This window comes from Rhizobium sp. LARHSG275 (assembly GCF_052871115.1).
Map to the genome: position 1 here is coordinate 325,975 of NZ_JBIXJN010000001.1, position 12,415 is coordinate 338,389.

Sequence of the window (12,415 nt, forward strand, 5' to 3'; positions counted from 1 at the left end):
AATTCGGTTTCATGAATGTAATGAATGCAGGGGGACACGTGCATGAGAAGTGATCTGATCGCCCGCTACACGATCGGCGAGCCGATCTATGAAAACGAGTTCATCGTCTATCCCGCTCAGGACAAGCGGATGGACCATGCGGTCTTCATCGTCACGCCCGATGTGGCGCTGAAACTGGACAAGGCTCGTTTCGAGCGGGTCTGGACCTCCATCAACGAGGCCAAATCTCTGACGGCGCGGCGCTTCGTCGAAATCGAGGATCTCATTCCGCCGTCGCCGGAAGACGACAATTTCTATATCGTCGAGAAGCGGCCGTCGAAAACGCTGCACCAATATCTCGACGAAACGGAGATGGTGGCTTACGAGCGCGCCGTCGAGATCGGCCGCCACGTCCTCGAAGGGCTGGCCACGTTGCACGGCGCCGGTTACGCCCACAACGCCCTGACGGACCAGTGCATCTATGTGTCGGAGGATTATTCCGGCCTGTCGGTGCGGATCGGCAACCTGCACCTGATCTCAAGGATCGGCGAGCACATCATCCCGCCCTATGTGCCGGAATTCGGCGCGCCGGAAATCTATGCGAGCGGCAGCTTCTCCGCCTCATCCGCGCTCGACATCTACGCCATGGGCATGATCGCCTACAAGCTTTTCCTGCCGCGGCAAACGTATAACAGCGTCTTCGACAGCGTCATGGTCTGGGAAGACGAGCACCAGCGCGAGCAGAGCTGGAAGAACATCCACCTCGATCCTTCCAACGTCTTTCCCCGCCTGGACGTGCTGATCCCCGGTTTTCCCGAGGGGCTTGCAAGCCTTGTCGAAAGGATGCTGAGCCGCGACCCGGCCCAGCGACCACGCATGGGCGCCGATGCGCTCGGCGAATTCGCGCGCGTCACGACCGGCATCCAGCCGATGTCGTGGGATCCGCGCGGCGGCATGCAACAGCAGCAGGAGGCGCCGAAACCGAAAAAGTGGACGCTTGCCAAGCTGTCGATGATCGGCGCGCTGCTCTTGATCTGCATCGGCGTCGGTGTCGTCACCATTCCGAAGCTGCTCCGCCCGGACCCGAAACTCGTCGCCGATGTCGGCACCTGGAAGAAGGAGGCAGAAAGCCGCAAGCAGAAGGCGATCGCCGCCAAGGCGCCGGAGCGCCCTTCCGGTGACCAGGCAAAGCTCGCCTATGACACGGGTGCTGCGGCGCTGACATCGGCCGATGCGCTGCTCAAGGACGAAGACTATGAAAAGGCCCTTCCGGGCTTCCAGACGGCCGCCATCAATCTCGGCAACGCGCTGATCGGTATCTCGAAGGAGAATGCAGAGAAGGCGAAAGCTGCCGCGTCTGCCGCAGGCGGCGACAAGGCGCCAGGTTTTGCCGAGGCCGACACCAAGATGAAGACTGCCGCCGACGCGGCCACTGCCAAGCAGATGCATGCTGCGGTCGACGCCTACGACGCATCGAAAACGACGTTCGACGATCTCGCCAAGGCGCTGACCGCGCTGGCAGCAGCCGAAAAGGACGCGACGGCAAAACGCGAAACGGTCGATCGCATCGGCGCCGGCGATAGCCCCGACGTCAAAAAGGCGAGCGGGCTGATGACCGAGGCCAAGACCAAGGCCGAGCAATGGCAGATGCCGGCCGCAACGTCAGGCTATGGCGACGCCGCCAAGCTTTTCGACGCCGTCATCGCCGATGTCATGGCGGCGAAGGACGAGGCGACGGCGCTGAAGCAGAAAGTCGCCGATCTCAACGCCTCGATCGCCACCCGCGCCGGTGCTGCCGATCCAACGCTTGCGGCCCTCGCCCCGAAGATCGGCGAGGCCGACGGCCGCTACAACGCCGAGGCCTATAAGCTCGCGGTCGTTGCCTACCAGCCGATCCTTGCCGATCTCGAGGCGCTGTCGGCACGCGGCTTCTGCCCCGTTTCGCAGACCCTTGCCTTCGAGACCGTCCCAGCGGGAAGCTATTCACTGGAGAACGTCCGGCTGATGACCTCCTCGATGAAGGAGCTCGGCGGCATGCTTGGCGTTGCCAATGGCGCCGTGAAGATCGACAAGTCCTTCTGCATGCAGACGAAGGCGGTCACCCGTGCCGAGATGGCGGAATATTACACCGCCAATTCCGACCCCGCCGCAGCAAAGGCCTATGCCGACAATCCGCAGCAGCCGGCCGACGACGTGCCGCTTGCCGTGGCGCAGAATTATACCGCCTGGCTGTCGAAGCAGCTGAACGCCCCCGTCCACCTGCCGTCGGCGACGGAATGGATGGCAAGTGCGGCGAAGATCACTCCGGAAAAACTGCCCGACAATGGCGATATCATCCTGCAGTGGAGCGCCACCCCCTGCGAAGCCGGCGGCAATGTCGCCTTCATGGCGCAGGAGGGCTCGACCTTCGTCGTCTGCTCCGACGCGTCGGCCGGCGGCATCTTCCGGGTTACTGCAGAATTGCGGTGAGCGCGGCGAAAAATGGGACCGAATAGGGAAGTTTGGGCGCCGTTTCTGCTTCATTCGGCAGCTCGCGTTCAAGCCGCATCATTTGACAAATTTCAATTCCAAATTTCAAAATACGCGCGTATATTGAACTGGGGACTGCAGTATCCGTGCCTTGAGGGGTCGAGGACAATGTGCTGGAAAACATCATCAGCATTTACGCCGGTTGGGTTTGCCTTGCGAGGCCCGGCATCTCGCAAGATCGTATGGACGTTGGGCGACGCGGCGCGTCTCCTGATCAACGACTGGCCTTGCGATGACGGCGAGGAATATGTGGCAGCCGTCAAAGCCTGCGTCGACGCGTTGAGCGGGAAGATTGCCCCGGAACAATTCCGGGAAGCGCTTCTGCGTGCGGCCGATGAGGCCGGCATCGCTACTCTATCGCTCGTCCGGCAGGGAATGGGAGAGCGACGGCCGGACCTTCCCCCAATGATGCCAACATAGGCCTTGTTCCCAGGGACTACCCGCCTATCGACGTTGCGTTTGCGCCAGGAGCGGTCGTTGGGCTCGGTGTCAAGGAACGACCGATTTGAGGCCGACAGTGGAACGACCGCTTCCTAGATGGTAGCGCTTAAAGCTGGGCCGACTGACGCGATGACGAAAGGAGCGACGACCCTTACTTCACTGTGATGGCAATGCCGCTGAGATCGGCGTTGACTTGCAGGCCTACCTGCTTGCCTGAGAGTTCGAGTTGGGCGCCCTTGTCATTAGTCATGACAATTACCTGTGCCCCTTTGCCGACCGCGCCGCCACCGCCCGCCGCACCGTAGACCCCCGTCACATCCCGGGCGCGGCGAATGTGGCGAACGGCACCATGAAAATAGGTCTTAGAAGCCCCGAAAGCGAGGCCGCCCGAAATGCCGCCGACAGAGATGGGATAGTGGCGACCATGGAAGGTCAGCGTGCCCTCGCCTCCAGAACCACCCACAAAGAAGGCAGCCTTGTAGACTGAGAAGCTGATCGTGCCGCTGTCGGCATGCGCGGAGCCGGCAAAGCTGATTGCTGCTGCAGCGATAACCGCAGCCGCGACTGAACGAAATCCGGATGAAATCTTCATGATGCGAGTCTCCTCAAAATCGAGGCTTACCCAGCCAGGAGGGAACGTAAGCGCCATGCCAAAGTCACTGCTGAAACAGTCTCGCTCGTCATTAGTTCCAAACACGCGGCCAGAATCCGGCTGCGAAAAGGCCGTCACAAAGCGAGGCGGATGGCAAACATAGTCTCGGTGGCAGGGCCGGTGGCAGCTAACGCTTTCCGGGCAACTTCAAGATCGACTTCTACGGCCGACATAGCACCACAAGCAGACATACCGTTTTGGCGGTGTGCTGGTTGCGGCGCGTCGATGGGTGTAGACTGCCGACACTGTTGCATGTTCATGCAAGGCAATGATGATGGGTACCCCCACGCTTGACCGGAAGCTGCTCGCGATCCTAGCGGCGGATATGGTCGGCTACTCGAAGGCGATGGAGGCCGATGAGGCCGGCACCATCAAGCGACTGAAGGCCATCCGCGCCGAACTGATCAATCCCGCCATCTCCCAGCGCCATGGCACCGTTATCAAGCTGATGGGTGACGGCACGCTCGTCGCGTTCAACAGCGTGGTTGATGCGGTTGCCTGCGCCGCGGAGTTTCAGAGTGTGGTGGCGGCGCGCAACGCCGACCTACCGGAGCCTGAGCGCATCGTATTTCGCGTCGGGATCAATCTGGGCGATGTGGCCTTGGTGGATGGCGATGTCTATGGGGATGGAGTGAATGTCGCCGCGCGGCTGGAGCATTTGGCCGAGCCCGGCGGCGTGGTGGTGTCGGGAACGGCATACGATCATCTCCAGGGCAAACTCGACTGGCCGCTCGATTTCGCAGGCGAGCAGCAGGTCAAGAATATCAGCCGCCCGGTACGGATGTATCGGCTGAGACTCGACGGCAAACGGGCGCGTCGGCCGCTTCTCAAAATGATACCGCGCTGGGCTAAAACGGCTGCGGCGTCTATCGTGGCGCTTGCGCTGGCGGGCGGCGGGGTCTGGTGGTTCTTGCAGCCCGAACCTTTGAGTGGCAAGCCTTCGGTGGCGGTGCTGCCCTTCAACAATTATGGCGGCGACGAGGCCAGCGGGCGTCTGGCCGATGGGCTGACTGAGGACATCATCACCGACCTCGCGCGGTTTCCCGAATTCGAGGTGGTGGCGCGGAATTCGACGGAAGTTTATAAAGGCAAGCCCGTGGATGCCCGCCAGGTCGCAAGCGCGTTCCATGTCGGCTTTGTACTGGAAGGCTCGATCCAGCGGCAGAGTGGCCGGGTACGGATCACAGCACAGTTGATCGATGCAAAAACCGGCCACCATCTTTGGTCGGAGAATTGGGACCGGCCCGATGAGGACGTGTTCGCCGTTCAGACCGAAATCGCAGAACAGGTCGCCAACCGCCTCGGCGGCGGAGTGGGACTGATTCAAGAGGCCGGGCGGGCTGCAGCCAAACGCAAACGGCCTGAAAACCTGAATGCCTATGATTACTATCTTCTCGGGTCCGAGAAGATCGAAAAGCTCACCAAAGCCGATGACGAGGAGGCCATCACGTTTCTCAACCGCGCCGTCGAGCTGGACCCGGGGCTGGCACGGGCCTGGGTAGAACTTTACCATGCTCATGATCTGATGGGTGTGTTTGGCGTCAATCCCGAGAGCAACCGCAAGGTGGCCGCCGATGTGGCCGAACGCGCGGTGCGGCTTGATCCGAGCGACGCTGAAGCCCATGCGGTGTTTGGTATGAGCCTTGCCAATAAGGGCGATATGGGCCGCGGCAAGTCCGAATTCGAAACGGCCCTTCGTCTCGCACCGGGTTCGTCCGAAATCCTGACTTTTTACAGCGGCTATGCAGCACGATTCGGTGAACCAGAACGCGGTGCTCAAATGTCGACAAGGTCATGCGGCTCGACCCGAATTATCCGATGTGGGCGTCCAACTTCTTCGCGCCTGCCTATTTTATGGCGGGGCGGTATGAAGACGCGGTGACGATGTTGGAGCGCATGACGCCCAACAACTACCAAAGGTGGACTTGGGTGGTCCGTAGCAGCTCGCTTGCGGCACTGGGTCGAACCGATGAGGCGCATGCTTCAGCTATGGAAACTCTCAGACAGCACCCCGAGGTGACTGTCGAGAGCATGATCAGTGAACCCGGCCTAAGCATAATCGAGCGCAATCGGTTCATAGAGACAATGCCGCTCGCTGGCTTCCCGGCATGCGCCAGGCCCGAGGCGCTGGCGAACCTCGCCAAACCTGTGCGACTGCCGCAATGCGAGGCGGGGAAGGCCGAACCCCTCGGGCAGCCATAGAGCAGCCCTGTGCTGCGCGCGCGCCGCTGATCACCCCGGCACTGGCGAGCATTGCTTGCTACAGGCCTGCCCTCAGCGCCGTGCGACCGGCTTCACCGCGGCGCGGCGCTGCAGCGCGAAGCGCGCGGCCGAGCAGTTGATGTCGGGGACGAGATCGTAGGTCTGCTGGTAGAGGCTCTGCGCCAGCGTGTTGTTGCCGCGGTTTTCCGAGGCAAGGGCGGCAAGGGCGGTGCGTTTGTAAGCCTCGACGATCGGCTCGGCGGCCTTTGCCAGCGCGGCGTCATCAGACGGTTCGGCTGCCAGCGAAAGGGCGGCATAGGTCGCCTCGCCATCCCTGCCGACGCGGCCGCCGACAGCCCCGTTGAAACTTTGCTCGGAAACCTCACGCATGCGCCTGGCATTCTTGATGCATGTCGGAATGCGGGCCGCTTCCGCATTGATGCGCTCGGCCGTCGGGCCAGTTTCCGCGCTGCTGCCGCCGGACAGGATGACGTAGCCGATGATGCCGACGACGGCGAGATAGGCAACACCCATGCCGGCGAGGAAGGCCGGCTGTTTGAGGAGCGACTTCTTCGGCTTGTCGTCACCGACCTTGGAGGCCTGCTTCTTCGGCGCTTCCTTGGCGGCGGCCTTGACGACGAACTGGAATTCGACGTCCTTGCCGAGCCGGAAGCTGTCGCCTGATTTCAGCGAGGCCGTCTGCAACAGCGCTTCGCCGCGCAGCATGATCGGGTTCAGTCCCATGCGGCGAATGATGAAGCCGCCGTCGCTCTGCCGCTCGATACGCGCATGGATCGGCGCCAGAAACGGATCGTCGACGACGATATCGGCATTAGCCGCCCGGCCGATCGACATTTCCGGCCGGTCGAGCACATGGCTGCGGCTCTGGCCGCCGGGACCGGTCTGCAGAAGGCTTGGTTTGTTTCCACGAAAGAAGGAAAAAAAGGCCATGATCAGAACATCCCACTCGACATCATCTCGACAATTGCAGGCGCCAGCACCAGAAGCAGGATCGACACGACGATCATCATCGCCGGCATGACGATCTTGGCCTTCAGCTTTTCACTGGCCCTGTCGGCCTTTTCCCAGCGGCGGAAGCGCAGGTCGCGCGCATGTTCGCGCAACAGCTCGACACGGTTGCTGCCCTCGACTTCGCCCTGGATCACGGCGCGGATGACGCGGATGACTTCTTCGGCGGTCATGCGGCGCTCCAGCCGCTGCAGCGCCTCAATCATGCCGGTGCCGAGCGCCACGTCCTTCAGCGTCTGTTCGATCTCCTCGCTCATGACGGTGCCGGATGCGGCTTCGGCATAAAGCCTCAGGCTTTCCGGCAGCGTCGCCTGCGCCTGCTGCGTCATGACGACGAGATCGAGGAAATAGGGAAATTCGCGCGAAATGCGTTCCTTGCGGTCCTGCGCCTTGTCGTCGGCGACGACCCAGAAATAGATGGCGGGGATCAGGCCGAGGATCAGCCCGGCCACCAGCCCGCCGATCACGCTGCCGCTGGCAATGCCGAACAGCAGGCCGAGCACGACGAAACCGAAGAGGCTTAAGACCACGAGAAGCGCGATATATTCCCGCCCCGTGACGCCGCCGAACGGCCGACCGGCATAGATCAGCTTCTGCTCGAGTTGCGCGCCGTAATCGGCCAGGAGCTGCTCGAAATGCGTCAGCACGAATTCGACCGGGGTGCGCATGCCGATGCTGTCGACGATATTGGGTGGCGGGCCATCGCCGCCGGCGGACCGGCGCACCACGTGAATGCTGCCGAGCAGATCGCCGATCCACCAGACGAACAGCGCAGCGGTGATCCCGGCAAAGACGACGGCAATCGGGGCGAGGGGTATCTGAGATATCATACCGACACCTTCATCATCGAGCGCATCCAGAAGAAACCGGTGGCATAGAGAATGGCGCCGACGATCGCGATGACGATGCCGATGGCGTTGCCGAACACCTTGTCGATCAACTCGGGCTGGCCGAAGAAGATCATCAGGATCATGAACAGCGCACCGCCGTTGACGACGCGGAAATTCATGCGCGCCTGCGACGACGAGGTCGTGATCTTCTGATCGAGCTTCCAGATTTCCTTGAAGGATTTCGACATTTCGGTCAGCGGTTCGGAGATGTCGCCGCCCTGGCGGGCAAAGAGGCCGAGGGCCGCATCGACCATCTTGAAATGCAGGCTCGGCACGTTGCGGCCGTGGCGGTCGAGCGCCTCGACCAGGCCGATGCCGAGCTTCTGTTCGCGGGCAATGCGCTCGAACTCGCGCGAGGCCGGCATCTGGCCGGTATCGGCCACCGCATTGACGGCGATGGCGAGCGGCTTGCCGGTGCGCACCGCCGAGACGATCTGGTCGACGGCGTAGGGAAGCTGCGATTCGATCTGCAGCCAGCGGCGCTGCAGAAAATAACGGATCACGCCCTTGGGGAGGAAGATCGCGACCGGGATGGCGATGACGAAGCCGAAGATCGGCCCGAAGATCAGCGAGACCACCGCGAAGACGACGATCGCCGTGATGCCGTAGGCGAGGATCATCGTATAGGGCGGAACGGCATCGCGCCCGAAGACCTGCGCCGCCTCGCTGGCGAGCGCAATGTCACGCTCGGTGGCACGCAGCAGCGGCGCCGGCCAGCGCACCGGCGCGCCCCAGACGAGCAGTCCCACTGTGACCGCGCCGAGGGCGACCGTAAAAATCTGCAGAATGCTGATATCCATGGCTTCCCCCTCAGAGCAATTCCACGAAAAGTGCGAAGCGGTTTCCGTTCTGAATTGCGTAAAAACAAAAGCCTAGAGCGGTTCTGGAACCGCTCTAGACGAACATGTCCAGTTTTTCGATCTCGCCGTCGTCGTTGAACTCGACGAGCTCGGCGACGAAGCTCGGCAGGTAGCCGGTGAAGGCATGCACGGCCTGGCCGCCGGCGCGGCCGACGAGATTGAAGATCGGCTCGACGATGATGAGGCCGGTATCCGGATCGATGCCGATCACCTCCGATATCTCGGTGACGGCGCGCCGGCCGTTCGCCAGCCGATTCAGCTGCACGACGAGCTCGACGGCGGCAACGATCTGCTGGCGGATCGCCATGACAGGCAGCGAGCTCTGCCCCTGCAGCACCATCACTTCCAGGCGGGTCATCATGTCCTGCGGTGTGTTGGCATGCGCCGTCGTCATCGAGCCGGCATGGCCGGTGTTCATCGCCTGCAGCATGTCGATCGCCTCCGCACCACGGCACTCGCCGACGATGATGCGGTCGGGACGCATGCGCAATGCGTTTCGCACGAGGTCGCGGATGGTGACGCTGGTCTCGGACTCCGCCGTCTTCGGCCGCGATTGCAGATAGACGACATGGATGCCGTCGAGCTGCAGTTCCGACGTGTCCTCGACGGCAACGACGCGCTCGCCGACCGGGATGAACTGAGACAGGCTGTTCAAGAGCGTCGTCTTGCCGGAGCCGGTGCCGCCTGAGACGACGATGTTCTTGCGCGAGCGGACGGCTGCCTCGAGGAAGGCGCGCATCGGCTCGCTGAGCGCGCCGGCGGTCACCAGCTTGCTGATATCGAGCCGCGACTTGCCGCCGAACTTGCGGATGGTCAGGCAAGCGCCCTTGACCGCCAGCGGCGGAATGACGGCGTTGACGCGCGAGCCATCCGGCATGCGGAAGTCGGCCATCGCCTCGCTTTCGTTGATCGAGCGGTTGGAATCGACGGCGATGCGCTCGATCACCTTCATCAACTGCCGCTCGTTGGCGAAGGCGAAGGGGTAGCGCTCCAGCAGGCCGAATTTCTCGACGTAGATCTCGTCGTAGCGCGTCACCATGATTTCCGAGATGACATCGAGATCCATCAGTTCGGAGATCGTCCCCCAGCGATACATCAGCTCCTCGATATTGGAGCGCAGGTGCATATGGGCGATCTCGTAGCGGTCGCCGGCGTTGAAAAGAGCCTGCCTGGACTGGAATGCGGCGCTGAAACGGCTATCGAGCTGGGCGAAGTCGGAGCGGGTGGATTCGAAGTTCAGCTTAAGCTGCAAGGCCGAAATCAGCGCCTTGCCGACGTCGAACAGGCGGCGATTGTCCTGCTCCTCACGCGAGAGGCTTGCGGCATTCGACGAGGCGTCACGCCGGCCCGTCCGGGCGATGCGTTTTGCCAGCCACCGATAGACGGCGTTCTTGATGACGAGGATGACGAGATCCTGCGGCGCGCTGTCGAGCGCCTCCTTGATGAACATGTCGAGACGCTCGCGGATACGGGTGCGCGTCTCCTCGCGGCCGAAATCGGAGGATTTCACCAGCCGGTCATACTGCGTGTCCTTCAGCAGGCGCTCGTGAATTTCCATCTGCAGGGCGAGCACGCGTTCCTGATCGGGAAACTGCGTGACCGCGACGGGCGCGGCGGCCGGCTCGACGAGCTCGATCGTGACGTTCGGCACCCAGATCGACATGCCGGCCGAAACCGCAACCGGCGTGCCGGCTCGAAGCGGCTGATCGTCGACGCGCGTCGGGTTGCGGCCGTGATGCTGCACCGACCAGCCCTGGCCCGATTTCCGCAGCACGAATTGCGGCGAAGAGACGTGGCTGCCGCGCAGCCGCACGACGCCCGCGCCGGCGGGCAACGTCAGCGTGCTGCTTTCGCCGACGAAATAGGTCTCGTTCGCCGAGAGCGGGATCACCTCCCGACCGCTGCCGTCCTCATAGGAAATCTTCAACAGCATGGCTCATTCCCCCGCGACGGTCACATCCGCGTCCAGTTGATGCTCGGCAGGTCCTCGACGGTATTGTCGGCCGGATTGCGCAGCACGAGGTTGAGGCTGCCGTTCGACTGGCCCATGGCAAAGATCAGCATTTCGGCTTCCGACGGCGTCACTTCGACGGTCACATTGTTGTAAGCGCTGTTGGCCTTGGTGACTGCACCCTCCGCCGTCGTCGCCGCGCCAACGGCCAGCACTTTGACATTCTGCAGGAAGGTGCGGGTGACGACGCGGGTGCGCGAACTGATGCCGAGTTTATAGTCCTGCGCCTGTTTGCGGTAAGCGTTGACATCGTTCTCGTCGGCGCCCGGATACTGGGTGAGATAGTTCTTCAGCATCTGCTCGACCGGTGACTGCGGCTGGGCTGGAGCCTGCGGCTGTCCGGCTACGGCCGGCGCCTGGCCCGGAACGGCAGGCTGACCTGGCACGGGAGCGGGCTGGCCAGGAGCTCCCGGCTGGGCTGCTGCGGCCGGCGCCACAGGTTCGACCGGTTCGTCGACCGTGCCGAGGATATCGACATAGCTGCCCGGCTCGACGAAATGGCCGACAGCCGAGGCGGCGTTGACGGGAAGGGTCAGTGCCCGCTTGCCGGGTGCGATCATCGTCGTCAAGCGTCCGCCGTCGTTATCGTCGAAATACTGGAAGAGCAGCACCGAGCCGGCCGGAATGTCGGCGGCCGCCGTCCTGTCCTTCAACCATTCCTGATAGGCGCTGGCCGCGGGAACCGCGAGCTTGGCGAGCGCCCCGAAGCTTTCCGGCAGCATCACCGGTTCGGCGAGCATGTCGGGCGTGATCGCCTGACCTCGCGTCACCTTCCTGTCGGGCTGGAGCCGCATGAAGGCATAGGCCACCTGCTCGTTCTTGACGCTCTCGGTCCAGAAGTAGAGCAGAACGCCGGTAATGAGACCGACGATCACGGCCGCGATGAGCTTCCAGTTCATGGTGTTGTTCCTTCGACGAAGGGTTGCCTGATTTGGATGACTTCGACGGTCCGGCCGTCGGTTTTACTGCGGGTGTACAAGACATTGGCCTCGACGCTGCCGCGCCGGCCATAAAGTGCTGTGACCCGGCCGTGCTGCACCGGCGGGGTCTCGATGGTGAAGCCGTCGCGGGCAAGAAGATCGGCGCGCTGATCCGACCAGCGCGTGGCCGACAGCGTGCCTTTAGACACGACCGTGCGTGACGTGTGGCCCTTGTCGCGATCGCCGATATCGCTCAGCACCTCGGCACCGGCCGGCGGACGCAGCGACATCGGCAGCTTGCTGACATCGGCCGCAGCCGCGAAGGCCGGCAGCGTCGCCGCGACATCCTCGAAGCGGCTCATCAGCACCTCGGTCCTCGGCGCGTCGGCGGGACGGCGGATCATGATCGAGACGCCGGGGATCGGCGCCCTTGCCGAGGGATTGGCCGGATCCTGGCGTCTGAGATAGTCGAGGGCCGCCTCGCCGTCGCCGTCGAAGAACCGTACCACCACGGCAAGATCATCGCGGATGCGGCTCATCTTCGGGACGATCAGCATGTTGGCGGCGATGACGTCAGTCAGTTCTTGCCTGTCATTGCCTTTCGGCATGGCGGGCCTTGTATTGACGGCCAGTACCCGCAGCCATTCGTCGGTGATATCGGAAATGCTGCGATCGCTCTGATAGGGCGTGAATTCAAGCGGCTGGCCGTTGATGACGAGATCGCGCGGCGCGCGTTCCGGCGCGCCGACGATGCCGGCCAGCATCGAATTCAGCGTCACCCTCAAATCCTTGTAGATCTCGGCGCGGCCCGGCGTGGCCATGGCGGCGGCAAGCCCGATGACGAGCGCCAAACCGGTGAGATGGCCGAGGGGATGATGGGAGACGCGGGGGCCCTGTCTCAT

The 12,415-nt window shown here is 62.8% G+C and carries 9 protein-coding genes and 1 pseudogene; 3 read left to right on the forward strand and 7 right to left on the reverse strand.

Features of this window, described 5'->3' with window-relative positions; all coding sequences use genetic code 11:
* Window positions 1-42 precede the first annotated feature (42 nt).
* Both ACIPSK_RS01520 and ACIPSK_RS01525 read left to right on the forward strand, forming a co-directional pair.
* Window positions 43-2,448, forward strand: a complete 2,406-nt coding sequence (locus tag ACIPSK_RS01520) for a protein kinase domain-containing protein (protein WP_162115127.1) — start codon at window positions 43-45, stop codon at window positions 2,446-2,448.
* Window positions 2,449-2,616: 168 nt separating this feature from the next.
* Window positions 2,617-2,928 carry a DUF982 domain-containing protein gene (locus tag ACIPSK_RS01525; RefSeq protein WP_162115126.1) on the forward strand — a complete coding sequence of 104 codons (312 nt, stop codon included), beginning with the start codon at window positions 2,617-2,619 and terminating at the stop codon, window positions 2,926-2,928.
* 172 nt (window positions 2,929-3,100) lie between these two features.
* Here ACIPSK_RS01525 and ACIPSK_RS01530 read toward each other — a convergent pair whose 3' ends face one another.
* The gene (locus tag ACIPSK_RS01530) at window positions 3,101-3,541 is read right to left on the reverse strand and encodes a hypothetical protein (protein ID WP_017968504.1); all 441 of its coding nucleotides are present in this window, start codon (window positions 3,539-3,541) and stop codon (window positions 3,101-3,103) included.
* Window positions 3,542-3,875: 334 nt separating this feature from the next.
* On the opposite strand from ACIPSK_RS01530, the pseudogene ACIPSK_RS01535 reads away from it, so the two are divergent.
* Window positions 3,876-5,803, forward strand: a pseudogene (locus ACIPSK_RS01535) (adenylate/guanylate cyclase domain-containing protein).
* 72 nt (window positions 5,804-5,875) lie between these two features.
* On the opposite strand, the gene ACIPSK_RS01540 reads toward ACIPSK_RS01535, so the two are convergent.
* The 6 genes from ACIPSK_RS01540 to ACIPSK_RS01565 form a co-directional block, all read right to left on the reverse strand.
* Window positions 5,876-6,754, reverse strand: coding sequence for an FHA domain-containing protein (locus ACIPSK_RS01540; protein ID WP_162115125.1), 879 nt, complete (start codon window positions 6,752-6,754; stop codon window positions 5,876-5,878).
* Between the two features lie 2 nt (window positions 6,755-6,756).
* Window positions 6,757-7,662 carry a type II secretion system F family protein gene (locus ACIPSK_RS01545; RefSeq protein WP_162115124.1) on the reverse strand — a complete coding sequence of 302 codons (906 nt, stop codon included), beginning with the start codon at window positions 7,660-7,662 and terminating at the stop codon, window positions 6,757-6,759.
* Window positions 7,659-8,522: a type II secretion system F family protein gene (locus ACIPSK_RS01550; protein ID WP_162115123.1), complete on the reverse strand. Its 864-nt coding sequence runs from the start codon at window positions 8,520-8,522 to the stop codon at window positions 7,659-7,661. The genes ACIPSK_RS01545 and ACIPSK_RS01550 overlap by 4 nt, the downstream gene beginning before the upstream one ends.
* A gap of 94 nt (window positions 8,523-8,616) precedes the next feature.
* Entirely contained in the window at window positions 8,617-10,515 is a 1,899-nt protein-coding gene (locus tag ACIPSK_RS01555; protein ID WP_162115122.1) for an ATPase, T2SS/T4P/T4SS family, read from the reverse strand.
* A 20-nt stretch (window positions 10,516-10,535) separates the two neighbouring features.
* Entirely contained in the window at window positions 10,536-11,492 is a 957-nt protein-coding gene (cpaB, locus tag ACIPSK_RS01560; RefSeq protein ID WP_162115121.1) for a Flp pilus assembly protein CpaB, read from the reverse strand.
* A complete protein-coding gene (locus ACIPSK_RS01565) occupies window positions 11,489-12,415 on the reverse strand; it encodes a hypothetical protein (RefSeq protein WP_162115120.1) in 927 nt (308 codons plus the stop codon). The genes cpaB and ACIPSK_RS01565 overlap by 4 nt, the downstream gene beginning before the upstream one ends.